This window comes from Marivita hallyeonensis, assembly GCF_900129875.1.
Taxonomy (GTDB): domain Bacteria; phylum Pseudomonadota; class Alphaproteobacteria; order Rhodobacterales; family Rhodobacteraceae; genus Marivita; species Marivita hallyeonensis.
In genome coordinates, this window is the sequence record NZ_FQXC01000006.1 from 1 (window position 1) to 17,447 (window position 17,447).

Sequence of the window (17,447 nt, forward strand, 5' to 3'; positions counted from 1 at the left end):
GTGGAGCGAGTATGATTGGCACGAGGACAAAGACTGGGACCCGTTCGCTAAGATACATGGCCTCATCTGATCAGGCGGAGTTTTTCACCGGTATCATTCGTTTTTTTCATTTAGGTCCACAACAACAGGCCAGTGACCATCTGTCGGTTTCACGACAGCAATCTTTGGCTCCAAACTTTGGAATGTCGGGACTTCGACTTCGCCATTTCTCGATATTTCAGCTATGGTTGCGTGACTGTGTTCGGTGTATACAAATTCGACGTAACCGGTGATTGGTTGTTTGTCATGATTTCTACAAATAAGCTTCTTCTTATGCATAGTCGAAAAAAGGGCACACCATGAAGTTGACTTCTGAACAATTGGTAGCGTTCGAAGAACTTGGCCGCAAGCTCGAAGAGGTCGGGTGGGAACCTAAAATTCCGGATGCAGCGCCATTTGATCAGATGGCCCCCGATGAAAAGAAAGGCAAAATCCGCAAAGCTATCTCGTTTCTGCGTGAACGTGGCCCGGAAGTGCGAGCATCTGTATGCGATGGCACGAACGTAAAGTTGAGCATTCAGACCGCTGGAAATGTTGTATCCGCAACCACAGACGCAATCGTTATGGCTGGTGGTATGATTGTACCTGCCGCAACTATTGCAAATGCGCTAGTGCAATATGGCTTGGGGAACTACTGTGCAAAGAGGTGATCGTATGCATTCAAATCAATATTTCATTTATTGAAATTTATGCGCTTACCAAGTTTGACATGGGTTGCATCGACATCCTGAAAAGCGAAGCGGTTGCTTGGTGCAAATAGATTATATTCCGCCCCCCTTCCCCCCAACATGCTCCAACCTCTGCCGAGCCACGACCTCATGCGCCTCGGCCTTGCGGCTGTCCGCCAGACAGCTCTCGACATAGGTCAGGTGATCCACCACCGCCTGCCGGGCGCCTGCCGGATCTCGCGCCTGTAGCGCGTCGTTGATCGCGCGGTGTTGGTCGAGCAAGGTCGCGCGGGTGGTCTTCTGTCGGAACATCATTTGCCGGTTGTAGAACACGCCCTCCCTCAATAACTGATACATCGAGCGCATCATGTGGAGCATGACGACGTTGTGGCTGGCCTCTATGATGGACAGGTGAAACTCGGCGTCGAGTTCGGCCTCATCCGACGGGTCGCGCTTCTGGTGCGCCGCTTCCATCTTGGCGAACACCGCCGCGATCACAGCTAGATCCGTGTCCGACGCCAACCGCGCCGCGCGTTCGGCGGCCAGCCCTTCCATGTCGCGGCGAAAGGAGAGGTAGTCGAACACCGCCTCGTCATGGCTCGCAAAGAGCTTCACCAAGGCGGGCGAAAAGGCGGACCCCAGCACATCAGCCACATAGACCCCCGCGCCCTTGCGGCTGGTCAGCAGCCCGCGCTCCGACAGGTCGGCAATCGCCTCGCGCAGGGAGGGGCGGGAGACCTCCAGCCGGTCCGACAGTTCCCGTTCCGACGGCAACCGCTCTCCGGGCCGCAGGATGCCGCGCAGGATCAGTTGTTCGATCTGGCGGACAACGGCGGTGGAGAGTTTCTCGGGGGTGACGGGAGTAAAGGGCATAGGGGCCTCAAGCTGAATTGGTCAAATGATATGACCAAAGCGCGCCCCAAACAACCTACCAGCGCGTCAAAGCATCCTCGTCTTCGTCTTTCGCAGCGACCCAATCGGTCTCGCCCGACGCAGAATGCTCTTTCTTCCAGAACGGCGCGCGGGATTTGAGGTAGTCCATCAGGTACTCCGCCGCCTCGAACGCGTCCTTGCGGTGCGGCGCGGCAGTAGCGACCATCATGATCTTCTCCCCCGGCTCCATCCGCCCGTAGCGGTGAATGACCAGCGCATCTCCCAAAGACCAGCGCTCCACAGCCTCCGAAGCGATCTTCTCCAGCGCTTTCTGCGTCATCCCCGGGTAATGCTCGATCTCCATCGCATCGAGGCCGCCGCCGCCGAAGTCCCGCACCACGCCGGTGAACGTCACAACCGCGCCCATATCGTGGCGGCCAGAGGCAAATGCCTCCGCCTCCGCCCCGAAATCGAACGGCGCTTCCTGAACGACAACTCGCATCAGCCGCCCGTCATGGGTGGGAAAAACGCGACCTCGCGCGCGCCTGCCAAAGGCGCATCGAAATCGGTCAGTTCCTGATCGACAGCCACACGCAACGCCGACAGGTCCGAGAACGCCACCGCATAGCGCTCTTCCTTCGCGCGCAGTTCCTCGACCAGATCGGCCACGGTCGCCGCGTCGGTCGTCACGGTCTCTTTCGGCAACCCGATCCGTTCCCGGACCCATGCGAAATACAGAACATCCATCCGATCAATCCTTCAAATGCGGCACTGCTTTGCGGAAATAGTCCCAACCGGTCATCAGCGTCAGGAATGCCGCGATCCAGAGCAGCAAAAGCCCGAGATTCCCGGCCCAGACCATGCCCGCCACTTTCCACCATAACCCGTGCAGGTCTTCAATCTCGCCGGTCATGATGCCATCCACGATCTCCGGCGACATGCCGATGATCGACATACCCAGATAGTGCTCGAAAACGCCCTGGGCGAAAAGCACCGCGATGGCGATCATCTGCAAGGTCGTTTTCCACTTAGCCAAAGGTGTGACCTTCAGCGTGCCCGCCGTGTCGCCCAGAAACTCGCGAAGGCCCGAGACAAAGACCTCACGGAACAGGATGAATGTCGCGGGCAGCACCAGCCAGGGCGACATCGACGAATAGCCCACGATCACCATCAAGGCGATCACCACCATCGCCTTATCCGCAATCGGGTCGAGCATCGCACCGAGCTTGCTCTCCTGCTTCCACGCGCGGGCGAGATAGCCGTCGAACCAGTCGGTCACGGCGGCCAGCACGAAGAGCACAAGCGCAAACCAGTCGGCGAGCGGGCGCGAGAAATAGAGAAACATCAACGCCACTCCCGGCGCCGCAAGCAGGCGCAGAACCGTCAGGATATTGGGCACTGTCATGTTCATGAGACACTACCTAACGCGGCAATGGGACAGTGAAAAGGCAGGTTTGACCTGAGACGCCCTATTCAGCCGATGCTGACGTCGCGCGGCGCTGCAATGCATCGATGAAGCGCGCGCGCGCTTGCGGGAGTGGCTTGCCGATCTGGTCTTTTGCGAGCTTGTTGACAAGGAAGTATTCCGTCACGCGCAGCGCCTCCACGATGTCAGTGTCATCGGTTGCCGCACCCTGCAGCGCGGGGGGCAGGGGCAGAAGGCGGTTGGCCCAATCGCCCGCGCCCTTGGACGACACGGCGCGCGCGCTTTTGGGTGAGATATAGATCAGGTCCTCGGTTGACCCTGTGACGGCACATTGCTTCAGATCAAGGCCATAGCCCAGATCGTCCAAAAGGGCGGTTTCCCACTGCAGATAGGCCAAGGGCCACAGGTCGGGTTGGTCCAGAAGATCCAGCAGGTTCTGGCTTTTTTGGTAAAGCGCTTCATGCGCCTCACGTTCGGGCAGGGCAAAGGCAAGAAGCGCAAGAACCGCGTTCATCCCCGCAAGCGCCAGCCGTTGCCCCATCGCGACGGCAGCGCGGGAGCGCTGCAGCTCGACCGTGAAACTGCCGATGTGGTCCTCCAGCCGCGCCCGCCATGCGAGGTCAAGCTGCGCGCCGGTTTGCAGGATCGGGGCGATTTTCCGCGACGCGCCTCCGCGCACGACACCGGCGTAGCGACCGCGTTCGGGCGTGAATACTTCGATGATCATCGAAGTTTCGCCGTGCCGTCGGCTGCTCAGAAGGATGCCCGTATCGCGCCAGTCCATGACCGGAGGCTATCCCGACAGGCCGTCTTCATCCAGCAGGTGCCGACCGTCCCGATCCTCGACCTCGATCACCCAGAGATCGGCGTCGAAGCTGCGCTGTTTCGCGATACTGGCATCGACATCCTGTTCAGCCCCCTCGGCCAGCACTTGCCAACTGCGTTCGCCGGTCATGAGGTCGAATTGGCGGACAAAGGCTTTGGCCCGCCCATTGAGCGTGTTGAGCTTCACCAGAACGGCGCCAGCTGTGTCGTCGCCATGCGCGGTCACAAAGGCAGGGATGTCATGCAGCGACAGGCGGCGCAGGTAGGCTTGGACCCAGAATGAGGCAGTGAGGCGGGTCATCAGCATGCTCGCGCGGAACAAGTCCGAAGGCAACCGCGCGATCGCCAGACCGGCGCTGGCAGTTGGTCAGGGTCAGCACTCTGATCGAATGGCAATAGGACTTGGTCGCCACGAACAGCACAGAACCAGCGTTGGGTCGCGTCTCTACGCACCATCCTTGAAATCCAGACCCATCTCGGAATAGCGCTCGGCTTCGTCCAACCACTTTTCGCGCACTTTCACCTGCACGAACAGGTGGATCCGCCGCCCAAGGAACTCTTCCAGTTCTTCCCGCGCCGCCTTGGAGATCGCCTTGATCGTCTCGCCCTTGTTGCCCAGCACGATCCCCTTGTGGCCGTCCCGCGCGACGTAAACGATCTGGTCGATCCGGGCCGAGCCATCCTTGCGTTCTTCCCAATTCTCGGTCTCGACGGTGAGCTGGTAGGGCAACTCCTGATGCAGCCGCAGCGTGAGCTTTTCGCGGGTCATCTCCGCCGCGATCATGCGCAAGGGAAGATCGGCGATCTGGTCTTCGGGGTAAAGCCACGGCCCTTCGGGAAGTTCCGCCGCCAGCCATTTGCGCAAATCCGCGACGCCGTACCCTTTTTCCGCCGAAATCATGAAGGTCTGCGCGAAATCGTATCGTGCGTTCATGTCTTCGGACAGTTTGAGCAAGACCGGCGCTTCGACGCGGTCGATCTTGTTGATGGCCAACGCCACCGGGCGTTTGCCCGCGACCTGACCCAGGTTCTCTAGAATGCGTTCTACGCCGTCCGTGATGCCCCGGTGCGCTTCGATCAGAAGCACAATGATATCTGCATCCGCGGCCCCGCCCCAGGCGGCAGCGACCATCGCGCGGTCCAGTCGGCGACGTGGTTTGAACAGACCCGGCGTATCCACCAGCACGATCTGCGCGTCCCCTTCCATCGCAACGCCGCGAATGCGAGCACGCGTTGTCTGAACCTTATGCGTGACAATCGACACCTTCGCCCCAACCATCTGGTTGGTGAGCGTCGATTTGCCTGCGTTGGGTTCTCCGATCAAAGCGACGAAGCCGGCGCGTGTGGTCATCGGGGTGCATCCGTTCCTAGAAGACCGGCCTCATACGCCAGATCAGGCGGCAGAGCCAGCCCCGTGTTTGCGGCCGCTGCGCAGAAGCGTGTAGGTGCCGCTCCCCACGATGAGCGCTGCGCCAGCAAGCATCACAGCGTCCGGTCGTTCGCCGAAAACGAAATAGGCGATCACCAGCGCGATCAAAAGCCGGGAGTACCTGAATGGGGCCACGACAGACACCTCGCCCGTGCGCATGGCAACGGTCAGCGCGCTGTAACCCACCAGACCGGCAAGGCCAGTGCCAAGAAGCAGGGTCAACGCTGGCAACGTTGGGGCGGATACTGGTGCATCCTCGAATATCGTGATGATGACACCGGCAATGAACACCATAAGAAATCCAAGAACACCCAATTGCGCCGCCGATACCTCGGGCGGGCTAGCCCGGGTCATCAGATCGCGCCCGGCGAAACCGATCATGCCAAGGATCGCGAAGATAGCGGTCGCGTCAAACCCAGTGGGTGTAGGGCGTACGATCAACAGAACGCCCAGGAACCCGATCAGCATGGCAGCCCATCGGCGCAAACCCACCGGTTCTTTCAAAACGACCACCGCCCCGAGCGTGACCACCAAGGGCGCTGCCTGCAAAATGGCAGACGTGGTTGATAGGGGCGCAAAAGCAAGGCTCAGGGCAAAGAAGAGCCGACCCATGATCTCGAACCCGGATCGGATCAAAAGCGGGCCTTCGACAAACCGCCGAGTGAACAGAGGGTCCTTGATCCACAGACAATATAGCGCAAAGCCCATTGTTCCGAACGTGCCGAAAACGATGGTTGCAACACCGGGCGAAACGCCTCCGGTCGCCGTTGCCCCTTTGAAAAACGCGTCTTCGATGGCAAAGCCGAGCATGGCGAGAACCATGAACAGACTGCCGCGCAGGTTGTTGCTCAAGAAGCGGTCCGTTCCAGCGCTGCAAGCAAGGCTTTTGCCGCAGCCTGCTCTGCCTGTCGCTTCGATCCGGCCTGTGCTTCGGCAGATTGCCCGTTCTCAAGCTTGGCACAAATCACGAAGCGCGGGGCGTGATCGGGGCCGTCCCGGCTTATCTCATCATAGGTCGGCGGCGGCATCCCACGCGCCTGTGCCCACTCTTGCAGCGAAGTTTTCGCGTCGCGCGCATCGTCTTCCACCGAACCGATCCGTTTGCCCCAGAGGCGCAGGACCATGGTTTTCGCCGAGTCAAACCCGCCGTCCAGATAGACGGCGGCGATCACTGCCTCCATCGCGTCTCCCAAAAGCGCCTGCTTTCGGCGACCGCCAGACATCATCTCTGACCGCCCGAGCTTCAGACTGTCGCCAAGCGCAATTTCGCGCGCCACGTCGGCGCAGGTCTCTTTGCGAACCAAGGCGTTGAACCGCGGGGCAAGCTGACCCTCACGCGCGCTTTTGTCTTCGGCCAGAAGCGCCTCGGCCATCACGAGGCCCAGTACACGGTCGCCCAGGAATTCGAGACGCTGATTGTCGTCCCGGTTGACGCCCGCCCGCGAGGAATGGGTTACGGCCCGCACAAGCAGTTCCGGGCGCTCGAACCGGTGCCCCAGGCGCTTGCTCAGCGCCTGAAGATCCGCCGAGAGTTTCATTACTCGATCTTCTCGAAAAAGCGGTCACCGCGCCAGGTCCAGAAATACAGCATGGACGATCCGGCGGAAGAGAACATCACGCGATTGGCCTTGCCGATCAGGTTCTCGAACGGAACAAATCCGACGCCACCGGCGACGGCGGGGACCCGGCTGTCAGACGAGTTGTCGCGGTTGTCGCCCATCATGAAGTAATGGCCCTCAGGCACCGTATAGACGGGCGTATTGTCCGACCCCTGGTTGCCGATATTCAGAATCGAATGCGTGGTGCCATCCGGCAGCGTTTCTAAAAACCGCTCTTTGACACAGGTGCCGCCATTGCCAACCGGACCATTTGCGCAGCGTGGGCGCAGGCGCTGCGGGCCTTGCGGCGCGGCGGTTTCTTCGAATACCGGCTGCGGGACAAGCTCGACGGGATCACCGTTGATATGCAGGACGCCACCGATCATCCGCACCTGATCGCCGGGCAGGCCGACAACCCGTTTGATGAAATCACGGCCTGTTACCGGATGCCGGAACACCGCGACATCGCCGCGTTCGGGTTCCGAACCGAACAGACGGCTGTTGTCGCCATCCGCCCAACCGCAAATGTCTCGCGCGTCGATATCGATCCCGAAATTCGGAAGGTAGAGGGACGGGCAAGACGCGTAGGAATAGCCGTAAGACATTTTGTTGACGAACAGGAAGTCACCGATCAACAAAGTGTCTTTCATCGACCCGGACGGAATCCAGAACGGTTGAAAGAACAGGGTCCGAAACACACCCGCGATCAAAAGCGCATAGACAACGGTCTTGATCGTTTCGACAATCCCGCCACCCTTTTTTGTTTCTGTCGCCATGTGCCCGCCTTTTACCCAAACCTCCCGCGGTAAATGAGCGGGGCTGACCCGGGTGTCAAGCAACGCGGCCGTTACTTTGGGCGGGCTTCGATCAGGACAGTGGCCTGTGCCCAGGGATGGTCGTCGGTGAGCGTGACGTGAATGATCGCCTCATGTCCGGGCGGGGTCAGTTCCTCGAGCCGCGCCTTGGCCCAGCCGGTGACCTCCATCACCGGTTGGCCGGTGCGCAGGTTCCGAACGGACATATCCTTCCACGCAATCCCCATGCGCAGACCAGTGCCAAGCGCCTTGGAACAGGCTTCCTTCGCCGCCCAACGTTTCGCATAGGTCCCGGCGACGTCTCGGCGACGTTCGGCTTTTCGCTGTTCGGTTTCGGTGAAAACCCGGTTGCGGAACCGATCTCCGAACCGTTCCAGCGTTCCGGCGATGCGGTCGATATTCGCTAGGTCCGTGCCGATGCCGATGATCATGCTGCCCTCTTACACCGAAAACATCGGGAAACTGACCCCCAGCGCCCATGCGAGTATCAATCCCAAGGCCAGCCCCGCCGTCAACGGCCCGGTTTGTTTCGCAAAGGCGCGGCCCATTGTTCCGTGAACGAGGAAGAAGAGAACGATGACCGGGGCAATCATCACAAGGAAGAAAAGGCTTTCGAAATCAAGCGTTACGGCAATTCCAAGCGAGATCAGAAGTGCGACACGGGACGCGATACGCTTCCAGATCGAGGCCCGCCATGCAATCGCGGCATCTGCGACCATGAAGGGCACCGCGCCAAGCGCAAGCGCCGCGATGATGGGCAACCGCTCTGCCACGGGGAAGAAATTTGCCCCGTACCGGTCCAGCGCAAAGCCGAAGACGCCGAGGCCCCAGACCAGCAGGCCTGTAAAGCCGATAAGGTTGACGCGATTCACTGGAACAGCACCGGTCAGCCAGCGCAGCAGGATGAGGCCTGTAATCCCGTACAGCCCAAGATGAACCGCGAGGTAGTCCGCGACAAGAACCGGAAGCGCGTCGATGTCGATGAGGGTCGCCAAAAGCGGCGTCAGAACCATCGGTCCTCCGATGACCAGAGCGAATTTCCAAGTTGGAAGGACCGGCTTGGGTGGGAGGTCGTCTTTGTGCACCAAGAGCCGCGCAAGGGGACCGGCAAGTGCCGTGATTGCCGCCATAACGGCAAGGAACGCCCATCCCGTCGGCGGAACCGCAACCGTCGCGTCGCGAACATAGGCGCGGTTGAGCCAGGCCAAAGCGTCTGCGCGCCCTTCCCGGGACTGCAGGATCGCCACATGTTCGACGTGTGGCGCAACCTTGGTTGCGCGGATGACGCCTTCTGATGTCACGACCTCGCCTTCGTCTGCGTCGGCGTCCACCATCCGCGCCGCGCGCAATCCGAAGTCGCGCAAAGGCGGCTCCCACTGACCCGAGATCAAAAGCATGTTTGCGGGGTGTTTATCGGTCACTGCCTGCGAGAACGCCGACAACAGGACCAGTGGGCCGGTACGATCGGATATCTCGGCCACCCGAACAAGCACGTCTGTCGCCATCGAATGGCCGAGCAGGGCTACAGGTTGCTCGCCATCCTGCACCGCATCGATCACCGCCAGCGTCTGATCCACCAGTCGCATCGTGGTGCCTTCGATGAGGTTGACGTCACCTGACATGGGTAGTGGATGGGCGCCGTGACCTTCGAAGTCGAACATGTGCACCCTGTATCCGGCTTGCGCGAGGACAAGGCCGTATCCCTGCATCATCTCTCGCGAGCCGGCAAACCCATGCGCGACCACGACGTGCGGTCCGTTTGCGCCGTCTTGCGCCAGAGTGGTGACCGGAGTGTTGCCGACCGAGGTCACGTCGAAGGCAACGCCACTTCGCGCGGATTCGAGCACGAAGACCCCGACCAGTCCAATCAGCAGGGTCAAAACCGTTAGGAAAGGACGGATCATTCTACGATCAGACAGCAGGTCAGGCGCGTGCTGCGTCCATCACGCGGCGCATCTCTGTAATGGCTGGGCCGAGGCCGCGAAAGATCGCTTCGCCGATGATGAAGTGACCGATGTTCAATTCGATGACTTCGGGCAACGCCGCAACGGGCGTTACGCAGTCATAGGTCAAGCCATGTCCTGCATGCACCTCCAGCCCGAGCGAGTGCGCGTATGCCGCCATGTCCCGCATCGCTTCCAGTTCGCGATCCCGTTCGTCGAATCGTCCCTCGGCGTGGGCATCGCAATACGCACCGGTGTGCAATTCGATGACCTGCGCGCCGATCCGGTGCGCGGCCGAGATCTGGCGTTCATCCGCCGCAATGAAGATCGAAACACGGCAGCCCGCCTCGCGCAGCGGAGCGATATATCCCGCGAGCCTGTTCTCTTCGCGGGCAACCTCTAGGCCACCTTCAGTTGTACGCTCTTCCCGCTTTTCCGGTACGATACAGACGGCGTGGGGTTTGTGGCGCAGGGCGATCTTCTGCATTTCCTCGGTCGCCGCCATCTCGAAATTCAGTGGTACGGTAAGGGTGTCCATCAAGCGTTCGATATCTTCGTCGCGGATATGGCGCCGGTCTTCGCGGAGATGCGCGGTGATCCCGTCGGCCCCCGCGTCCTCGGCGATTTTCGCCGCGCGTGTGGGGTCGGGCACATCCCCGCCGCGGGCGTTCCGCACCGTTGCAACATGGTCAATGTTCACACCCAACCGCAGTTTCCCGACATAATCCGTCATAGTGCACTCCTTCGCCTGAGCGTGAAGGTAGGGCGCAAATCCGCGAGGGGGAACAGAATTTCACGTACCGATACAATCGGCCGTGGGGCAACCATCCTAGTCTGCTGCCTGGCTTTCGTCGGTTTGCTTTTTCTTTTTCTTCAGCGACGCCAGTTTCGCCTTAAGCACACCTTTGCGGCGGTTCTGGTAGGCGCGGATAATCGGAACCGAAAGATAGTAACACACGAGCCCCGTCAGAATGCCGGGAAGGATGCCGCCGACCAGCCACGGAAAAAAGACTTCGTCATAGAAGATGCGCAGTGCGGACCAGTCCGCCGTGGCATCCGTGAAGATCGCGATGAAGTTCTGCCAAAGGTCTTCGCCCGCTTTGGCAAACTTGTAACCGATGCTGCCATGTTCATGCGCGACCTCGCCCAATCCCAAAAGCCAATACCCGGTCTGGAGCGAGGCGACGCTGATCGGAACGTAGGTGAGTGGGTTGCCGAAGAAGGTCGACAACAGCGCGGCAAGGATATTTCCACGCATCACCCACGCGATGATCGCGGCAGTGACGAAGTGCATGCCGTAGAAAGGTGTGAAGGTCGTCAGCACGCCAGCGAAGATCCCGCGCGCGATGCGTTCGGGCGGGTCGGGAAGTCGGTTCAAACGGTGCTGCACGTAACGGGCCGCACGGGCCCAGCCGCCACGCGGCCAAAGTGCCTCGCGGAGGGTGGTCAGAATCGACCGCCTGTCCCGCCGTTTGAAAACCAAATCTCGTCCCTTCGATCTTTCTACTCGGCCGCGGCCGCTTGCACCGACAAAGCGGGATCCCGTCTTCGGACGACAGACGCTACATCGCTTTCCGCTTCCAGTGCCGACATGACGGAATGCAGGTGGTTTGCATCACTCAGGTCGATATCTATCAGCAGCTTGTAAAAATCTGGTTTGCGATCCACAAAGTTCAAATCCGAGATATTGGCCTTCTGTTCGCCAATCAATGTGCAAATCCGTCCCAGTACACCAGCGTCATTGCCGATGGTCAGTTCAAGCGTGGCGGAGTAGACTGGTGGGTGGTTTCCGGACGCCCAGTGCAAATCAATCCAGCGGTCGGATTGGTCTTCGAACCCTTCCAAGGCGGAGCAGTCGATGCTGTGGACGACCACCCCCTTGCCGCGCTGGGCAATACCGACGATCCGTTCGCCCGGAAGCGGTTGACAACAGGGCGCGCGGTCAAAGGCCTGACCCTGATTGAGCCCGATCACCGCACGTTGCGTTTCGATGAAATCCAGCGGTTTCGGGGCGAGGTCGGGATACACAGCGGCGACCGCCTCGCGCGCGGACATTTCTGCGCTGCCAAGCCGCGCGAGGAGTTCCTGCGCGCTTTCGATGCGCAGGTTGCGTGCGGCCATTTCCAGCACCTTGTCGCTGGCTTTCTTGCCGACATTTTCGAACGCCGCGCGGGCCAGTTCGCGACCGAGTTGCGCATAGCGTTCGCGCCCGGCTTCGCGCAGGGCACGGCGGATGGCCGATTTCGCCTTACCGGTGGTGGCGATATCCAGCCAGGTCGCCTGCGGGGTTTGACCTTCGGCGGTCACGATGTCGACGGATTGGCCGTTTTTCAGCCGTGTCCACAACGGCACGCGCAGTCCGTCCACCTTGGCACCGACACAGGCCGCACCGATGCGTGTGTGGATCGCGTAGGCAAAGTCCAGAGGTGTCGCCCCGCGGGGGAGTTTGACGACATCGCCCTTAGGTGTGAAGCAGAAGACCTTGTCCGGATACATCTCGAGCTTGACCGCTTCGAGGAAATCCTCGTGATCATCCTCACCATCGAATTGTTCGGTGAGCGACGCCACCCATTTCGCCGGATCGACGGCAAACGGGTTCTCGCTGCGTACACCGTCGCGATACGACCAATGCGCAGCGACGCCGGTTTCGGCGACATCGTGCATCTGGCGCGTTCGAATCTGCACCTCGACGCGCTTTCCGTCCCGCCCCGAAACGGTGGTGTGAATCGACCGGTACCCGTTGGATTTGGGTTCGGAAATATAATCCTTGAACCGCCCCGGAATTGCGCGCCAGCGTTGATGGATCACGCCAAGCGCAGCATAGCTGTCGGAAATCGACCGTGTGATGATCCGAAAGCCGTAGATATCCGAGAGACGGGAAAAGCCAATCTCTTTTTCCTGCATCTTGCGCCAGATTGAATAGGGTTTCTTGGCGCGGCCGAAGACTTCGGCGTCGATATCCGCTTTCTCAAGTTCGGACCGCATGTCACTGGTGATGCGGTGGATCACGTCACCGGTTTCTTTCTGCAACGTGATGAAGCGGCGGATGATGCTTGCGCGGCCTTCAGGATTGAGAACGCGGAAGGCAAGGTCTTCCAATTCCTCGCGCATCCACTGCATCCCCATGCGGCCAGCGAGCGGCGCGTAGATGTCCATCGTCTCGCGGGCTTTCTGGATCTGCTTTTCGGGCCGCATCGCCTTAATCGTCCGCATGTTGTGCAGACGGTCGGCGAGTTTGACGAGGATCACCCGCAAGTCTTTGGACATTGCCATAAAAAGCTTGCGAAAGTTCTCGGCCTGTTTGGTCTCGGAACTGGACAGCTGGAGATTGGTCAGCTTCGTGACGCCATCGACGAGTATCGCCACCTCTTCGCCAAAGCGGTCGGCGATCTCGCTGTAGGTCGATTTCGTGTCTTCGATCGTGTCGTGCAGGATGGCGGTGATGATAGTCGCATCGTCGAGCTGTTGCTCGGTCAGGATCGCCGCCACCGCGACAGGATGCGAGAAATAGGGCTCTCCGGAATGCCGGAATTGCCCTTCATGCATGGCACGCCCGTACTCGTAAGCCTCACGAATGAGCGCTTCGTTTGTCTTGGGGTTGTAGTTGCGAACCAGCGCAACAAGGTCGTCAGCCGCGATCATCGGCGCCTCATTTTCATGCGGCCCGCATCGCGCCGCTGCTTAGCCCTGGCCTTGCGCCTCCATGAGAGCGCGAAGCAGTTTTTCCTCGGACAGATCGTCGTCCGCCGGTTTGTCGGGTTCTGCCCCCATCAGAAGGGCCATTGCGTCTTCTTCCGGCTCGTCCACTTCGATCTGGGTCTGGTTCGATTCGATCAGACGCTCGCGAAGTTCGTCGGCCGATTGTGTTTCTTCCGCGATCTCGCGCAGGGCAACGACCGGGTTCTTGTCGTTGTCACGGTCCACTGTGATTGCTGCACCGCTCGAGACTTCCCGCGCCCGGTGCGCAGCGAGCATCACCAGCTCAAAACGATTTGGGACTTTATCAACGCAATCTTCAACCGTGACGCGGGCCATGGAGCACTCCAATTCATCGGGCAACCTTCAAGAAGCCGTTAGATATAGCGCGTGCGCCTCGAATACAAGCAGATATCAATTGACAAGCTTGATCACTGCGGCCACGTCATCTGGCGGCAGCGCGGCACACATTTCAGCCACGGTCTTGTTCAAGACCGGGTGCACCCAGTCTGCCGCAATGTCCCGCCATGGCACAAGCACAAAGGCGCGCTCGTGAAGCCGGGGGTGTGGGAGGATCAACGTGTCCGGAGCGCGAACCCGTTGCTGATCGGGTGCAAGCTCCATCCAGTGTCGAAAGACCGCGGCGTTCGGCAGGACGAGATCGCCCGCCGCCAGAAGATCAAGATCGACGGTCCGGGCGCCCCATCTGCTTTTCCGTTCCCGACCCAAATCGCCTTCAAGTGCATGCAGGTGTTCCAGCATCTCGGTCGGCTTCAGATCGGACATCACCTTGGCCACTGCATTGACGAAATCAGGCCCGGCGCCTTCCGGAAAACACGGGGTCCGGTAGACATCGCTTGCCGCGATCATCTGTGTCGAGGCCACGTTCAAGCGATTCAATGCGCCTTGGAGAGTGTCCAGCGGCGAGTGTTCGCCAAATGGGAGATTTGCGCCAAGGGCAATATAAAAAACATTCATAAAAACACATATATGAGGTTCTGTCCGGAAATCGCACCTTGCGGTACGCTGGCAAACCATTAAATCACCGGTCGCGGCTTGGCCAAGAGACATTCGGATCAACCACTCCCGAAGGTTCGCCAGGCAGCGTTATTGTTTTGGAAGGCTCAATTCATGTTCTACAAAGACGAGCGGTTGGCACTGTTTATTGATGGGTCCAACCTCTACGCCGCAGCCAAGTCGCTGGGTTTTGACATCGACTACAAGCTTCTGCGTCAGGAATTCTTGCGGCGGGGCAAGCTGCTTCGCGCGTTCTACTATACGGCACTGTTGGAAAACGACGAGTATTCGCCGATCCGTCCCCTTGTGGACTGGCTGCATTACAACGGCTTCAACATGCGCACGAAGCCGGCAAAGGAATACACCGACAGCCAGGGCCGCCGGAAGGTCAAAGGCAATATGGACATCGAACTGACCGTCGATGCCATGGAGTTGGCCGATCACGTCGATCACATCGTTCTGTTTTCCGGTGATGGCGACTTCCGCCCGTTGGTGGAAAGCCTGCAGCGCAAGGGCGTACGCGTGTCTGTCGTCTCGACAATTCGTAGCCAGCCGCCAATGATTGCCGACGAACTGCGTCGGCAGGCGGACAACTTTATCGAACTCGATGAGTTGCGTGATGTCATTGGTCGACCGCCGCGTGACCCGATGCCGGATCGCCAGCCGATCTCGGCCGAGCAAGACTGATCTTGCTCCAGCGCCGATAGGCCCATGTGGGAAGACATACTCGCGTTGAGCGGGCTTTTCATCGTGGCCTTCGGCGCAGCAACGATCCTCCCGTTCCAATCCGAAATTGTGTTCGTCGCGCTTCAACTGCGCGGCGACATTCCTGTGCTCGAAATCATCCTTTTTGCCAGCGTCGGGAATACGCTTGGGTCAGGGGTCAACTACGCGCTGGGGCGAGTGATCGAGCATTACCGGGATCGTCGCTGGTTTCCGGTGTCCGAATCGCAACTGGAGCGTGCCCAAAACTGGTACTCCAAATACGGTGTCTGGACGCTTTTGTTGAGTTGGGCCCCACTCGGTGATGCGCTTACCGTTGTGGCAGGTGTAATGCGCACCAACGTGTGGCTGTTCTTCACACTGGTCGCGATTTCAAAAACGACACGCTACATCGCGCTGGCATGGGTCACTGCACAAGTCAGCTGAAACGTCTTTAGTTGCCGTACAGACTCGCGCGTTCGTTGATGCCGTTGTGGATTTCGATCACTTCGTCCGACCATGTGCTTTTGATGAAGGCCAAGACATCTTCGATCTCTTCGCGGCTGAGCACGTCGCCGAACCCCATCATGTTCGACTTGTACGTCCCGCCGACAATGGCTTCGGTCCCGCGGGTGACAATGTTGATCAAAAGGTCGTCGGCATGGTGCCAGGTGTGGCCCGTCTCGTCATGCGGCGGTGCCGGAAGGAATCCGTCTGCGTCCGGTTGACGCCACTCTTCGACCTGCCCCTCAAGATCGGCACCATGGCAGACCGCGCAATACTCGTTGTAAACGACTGATCCGTTGGCAATACGCTCGGCGTCCTCATAAGGCAGCAACCCAGAGGCCTGCGCCCCGGACGACAAAATTACAAAGGATAGGATCGCAATTGCGTGGCTGGGGCGCATTCTGATCTCCGATTTCGCGTCTTTGCGCGAAGAAACCACCATGTCGCGCTGGAAGGTCAAGTGACAGCCGCGTGATCAACGCTAGGGGCTGGACCCTTGCGATCAGTGGCCTTACCTCTGAAGCAACAGGAGACACGAGATGACCAAACCGCCCCTGACCCTGTATCTTGCCGCGCCGCGTGGGTTCTGCGCCGGTGTCGACCGTGCGATCAAGATCGTCGAGATGGCGCTCCAGAAATGGGGTGCGCCTGTCTACGTGCGACATGAGATCGTGCACAACAAATACGTCGTGGACGGGTTGCGGGACAAAGGTGCGGTCTTCGTGGAAGAGCTTGAAGACTGCCCGGATGACCGCCCGGTGATCTTTTCTGCGCATGGCGTGCCGAAGGCGGTTCCGGCCGCCGCGGCGAAGCGTGAGATGATTTACGTCGATGCCACCTGTCCGCTGGTGAGCAAGGTCCATATCGAGGCTGCAAGGCACCACGAAAACGGTCTTCAGATGATCATGATCGGCCACGAAGGCCACCCCGAGACGGTAGGCACCATGGGACAGCTGCCCGAAGGTGAAGTGCTTTTGGTCGAGACAGTCGAAGATGTGGCGACGGTAAAGGTGCGCGACCCCGAAAAGCTCGCCTTCGTGACGCAAACGACCCTGTCGGTCGATGATACCGCCGATATCGTGGCCGCGTTGCAGGCGCGGTTCCCGAGCATTGTCGGTCCGCACAAAGAGGACATTTGCTACGCGACCACCAACCGACAGGAAGCTGTCAAGGCGATGGCGCCCCGGTGCGACGCCATGCTCGTCGTCGGCGCACCGAACTCGTCCAATTCAAAGCGTCTTGTTGAAGTCGGGCGCAAGGCGGGATGCACCTATGCCCAACTGGTGCAGCGCGCGCCGGATATCGATTGGCGCGCTCTCGAGGGCATCTCGTCCATCGGCATCACCGCCGGGGCCAGCGCGCCGGAAGAGCTGATCAATGAAGTGATCGACGCCTTCCGCGACAGGTTCGACGTCAAGCAAGAGCTGGTCGAGACCGCCGTCGAGAATGTTGAATTCAAGGTGCCTCGCGTGCTGCGCGAGCCCGCGTAAGTGAGTAGGCCTCTCGCGGTTTGGCCCGATGGCATGTCCGGTGCAGACAATCCTTGGAAGATGTCCCCAGCGATTCGGTCTGGCGATCTGCTGTTCGTGACAGGTATGACGGGAAGTCTTCCGGACGGCACCATGCCGAACGAGCCCGAACAACAATTTACCAAAGCGTTCGACAAGATCGCCGAGGTCTTGCGGGCCGCGGGTCTTGATTTTGGTCACGTCGTCGACATGACCAGCTATCACGTGGGCATCCGCACGCATTTCGACTGCTTTGCGTCGGTCCGCAACAGGTATGTCGTTGAACCCTATCCAGCTTGGACTGCCGTTGGTGTCGCGGAATTGCGGCGCTCGGGCGCCTTGGTCGAGGTCAAGGTGACAGCGCGCTTCGCGGATTAGACAGCGACGCGACGCGTTCGGCC

Annotated in this window: 23 protein-coding genes; 5 read left to right on the plus strand and 18 right to left on the minus strand. The window is 59.7% G+C overall.

Features of this window, described 5'->3' with window-relative positions:
- Positions 1-338 precede the first annotated feature (338 nt).
- Positions 339-689, plus strand: a complete 351-nt coding sequence (locus tag BUA42_RS17720) for a hypothetical protein (protein WP_072779683.1) — start codon at positions 339-341, stop codon at positions 687-689.
- A 111-nt stretch (positions 690-800) separates the two neighbouring features.
- Here BUA42_RS17720 and BUA42_RS17725 read toward each other — a convergent pair whose 3' ends face one another.
- The 17 genes from BUA42_RS17725 to folK form a co-directional block, all read right to left on the minus strand.
- Positions 801-1,580 carry an FCD domain-containing protein gene (locus tag BUA42_RS17725; RefSeq protein ID WP_072779684.1) on the minus strand — a complete coding sequence of 260 codons (780 nt, stop codon included), beginning with the start codon at positions 1,578-1,580 and terminating at the stop codon, positions 801-803.
- 55 nt (positions 1,581-1,635) lie between these two features.
- A complete protein-coding gene (locus BUA42_RS17730) occupies positions 1,636-2,082 on the minus strand; it encodes a molybdenum cofactor biosynthesis protein MoaE (protein WP_072779685.1) in 447 nt (148 codons plus the stop codon).
- The gene (moaD, locus tag BUA42_RS17735; RefSeq protein ID WP_072779686.1) at positions 2,082-2,327 is read right to left on the minus strand and encodes a molybdopterin converting factor subunit 1; all 246 of its coding nucleotides are present in this window, start codon (positions 2,325-2,327) and stop codon (positions 2,082-2,084) included. Before moaD ends, BUA42_RS17730 begins: the two co-directional genes overlap by 1 nt.
- 4 nt (positions 2,328-2,331) lie before the next feature.
- Positions 2,332-2,991: a CDP-diacylglycerol--glycerol-3-phosphate 3-phosphatidyltransferase gene (gene pgsA / locus BUA42_RS17740; RefSeq protein WP_072779687.1), complete on the minus strand. Its 660-nt coding sequence runs from the start codon at positions 2,989-2,991 to the stop codon at positions 2,332-2,334.
- A gap of 58 nt (positions 2,992-3,049) precedes the next feature.
- On the minus strand, positions 3,050-3,790 hold the full coding sequence (gene recO, locus BUA42_RS17745; protein WP_072779688.1) for a DNA repair protein RecO: 741 nt from the start codon (positions 3,788-3,790) through the stop codon (positions 3,050-3,052).
- Positions 3,791-3,799: 9 nt separating this feature from the next.
- The gene (locus BUA42_RS17750; protein WP_072779815.1) at positions 3,800-4,132 is read right to left on the minus strand and encodes a DUF1491 family protein; all 333 of its coding nucleotides are present in this window, start codon (positions 4,130-4,132) and stop codon (positions 3,800-3,802) included.
- Positions 4,133-4,276: 144 nt separating this feature from the next.
- Positions 4,277-5,182 carry a GTPase Era gene (era, locus tag BUA42_RS17755; RefSeq protein WP_072779689.1) on the minus strand — a complete coding sequence of 302 codons (906 nt, stop codon included), beginning with the start codon at positions 5,180-5,182 and terminating at the stop codon, positions 4,277-4,279.
- Positions 5,183-5,224: 42 nt separating this feature from the next.
- Positions 5,225-6,112: a DMT family transporter gene (locus tag BUA42_RS17760; RefSeq protein WP_072779690.1), complete on the minus strand. Its 888-nt coding sequence runs from the start codon at positions 6,110-6,112 to the stop codon at positions 5,225-5,227.
- A complete protein-coding gene (rnc, locus tag BUA42_RS17765) occupies positions 6,109-6,798 on the minus strand; it encodes a ribonuclease III (protein WP_072779691.1) in 690 nt (229 codons plus the stop codon). Before rnc ends, BUA42_RS17760 begins: the two co-directional genes overlap by 4 nt.
- Positions 6,798-7,634 carry a signal peptidase I gene (lepB, locus tag BUA42_RS17770; RefSeq protein ID WP_072779692.1) on the minus strand — a complete coding sequence of 279 codons (837 nt, stop codon included), beginning with the start codon at positions 7,632-7,634 and terminating at the stop codon, positions 6,798-6,800. Before lepB ends, rnc begins: the two co-directional genes overlap by 1 nt.
- A 71-nt stretch (positions 7,635-7,705) precedes the next feature.
- Positions 7,706-8,104 carry a holo-ACP synthase gene (gene acpS / locus BUA42_RS17775; RefSeq protein ID WP_072779693.1) on the minus strand — a complete coding sequence of 133 codons (399 nt, stop codon included), beginning with the start codon at positions 8,102-8,104 and terminating at the stop codon, positions 7,706-7,708.
- A 9-nt stretch (positions 8,105-8,113) separates the two neighbouring features.
- Entirely contained in the window at positions 8,114-9,577 is a 1,464-nt protein-coding gene (locus BUA42_RS17780) for an alpha/beta hydrolase (protein WP_072779694.1), read from the minus strand.
- A gap of 19 nt (positions 9,578-9,596) precedes the next feature.
- On the minus strand, positions 9,597-10,349 hold the full coding sequence (locus tag BUA42_RS17785) for a pyridoxine 5'-phosphate synthase (protein WP_072779695.1): 753 nt from the start codon (positions 10,347-10,349) through the stop codon (positions 9,597-9,599).
- Between the two features lie 96 nt (positions 10,350-10,445).
- Positions 10,446-11,099 (minus strand): DUF2062 domain-containing protein, encoded by a 654-nt coding sequence (locus BUA42_RS17790; RefSeq protein ID WP_072779696.1) that lies wholly within the window; start codon positions 11,097-11,099, stop codon positions 10,446-10,448.
- A gap of 20 nt (positions 11,100-11,119) precedes the next feature.
- Positions 11,120-13,258 (minus strand): RelA/SpoT family protein, encoded by a 2,139-nt coding sequence (locus BUA42_RS17795; protein ID WP_072779697.1) that lies wholly within the window; start codon positions 13,256-13,258, stop codon positions 11,120-11,122.
- 39 nt (positions 13,259-13,297) lie between these two features.
- Positions 13,298-13,651 (minus strand): DNA-directed RNA polymerase subunit omega, encoded by a 354-nt coding sequence (gene rpoZ / locus BUA42_RS17800; RefSeq protein WP_072779698.1) that lies wholly within the window; start codon positions 13,649-13,651, stop codon positions 13,298-13,300.
- A gap of 75 nt (positions 13,652-13,726) precedes the next feature.
- Positions 13,727-14,290, minus strand: coding sequence for a 2-amino-4-hydroxy-6-hydroxymethyldihydropteridine diphosphokinase (gene folK / locus BUA42_RS17805; RefSeq protein WP_072779699.1), 564 nt, complete (start codon positions 14,288-14,290; stop codon positions 13,727-13,729).
- Between the two features lie 153 nt (positions 14,291-14,443).
- Between folK and BUA42_RS17810 the strand changes: the two genes are divergently transcribed.
- Both BUA42_RS17810 and BUA42_RS17815 read left to right on the plus strand, forming a co-directional pair.
- Positions 14,444-15,016 (plus strand): LabA-like NYN domain-containing protein, encoded by a 573-nt coding sequence (locus BUA42_RS17810; RefSeq protein WP_072779700.1) that lies wholly within the window; start codon positions 14,444-14,446, stop codon positions 15,014-15,016.
- Positions 15,017-15,040: 24 nt separating this feature from the next.
- Positions 15,041-15,478, plus strand: coding sequence for a YqaA family protein (locus tag BUA42_RS17815; protein ID WP_072779701.1), 438 nt, complete (start codon positions 15,041-15,043; stop codon positions 15,476-15,478).
- Between the two features lie 7 nt (positions 15,479-15,485).
- On the opposite strand, the gene BUA42_RS17820 is transcribed toward BUA42_RS17815, so the two are convergent.
- Positions 15,486-15,938 (minus strand): c-type cytochrome, encoded by a 453-nt coding sequence (locus BUA42_RS17820; RefSeq protein ID WP_072779816.1) that lies wholly within the window; start codon positions 15,936-15,938, stop codon positions 15,486-15,488.
- A 139-nt stretch (positions 15,939-16,077) separates the two neighbouring features.
- On the opposite strand from BUA42_RS17820, the gene ispH reads away from it, so the two are divergent.
- Together ispH and BUA42_RS17830 are read left to right on the plus strand one after the other, a co-directional pair.
- Complete coding sequence (gene ispH, locus BUA42_RS17825) at positions 16,078-17,028, plus strand: 4-hydroxy-3-methylbut-2-enyl diphosphate reductase (protein WP_072779702.1); 951 nt, start codon at positions 16,078-16,080, stop codon at positions 17,026-17,028.
- A 60-nt stretch (positions 17,029-17,088) separates the two neighbouring features.
- Entirely contained in the window at positions 17,089-17,424 is a 336-nt protein-coding gene (locus tag BUA42_RS17830) for a RidA family protein (protein ID WP_245819056.1), read from the plus strand.
- Positions 17,425-17,447 lie beyond the last annotated feature (23 nt).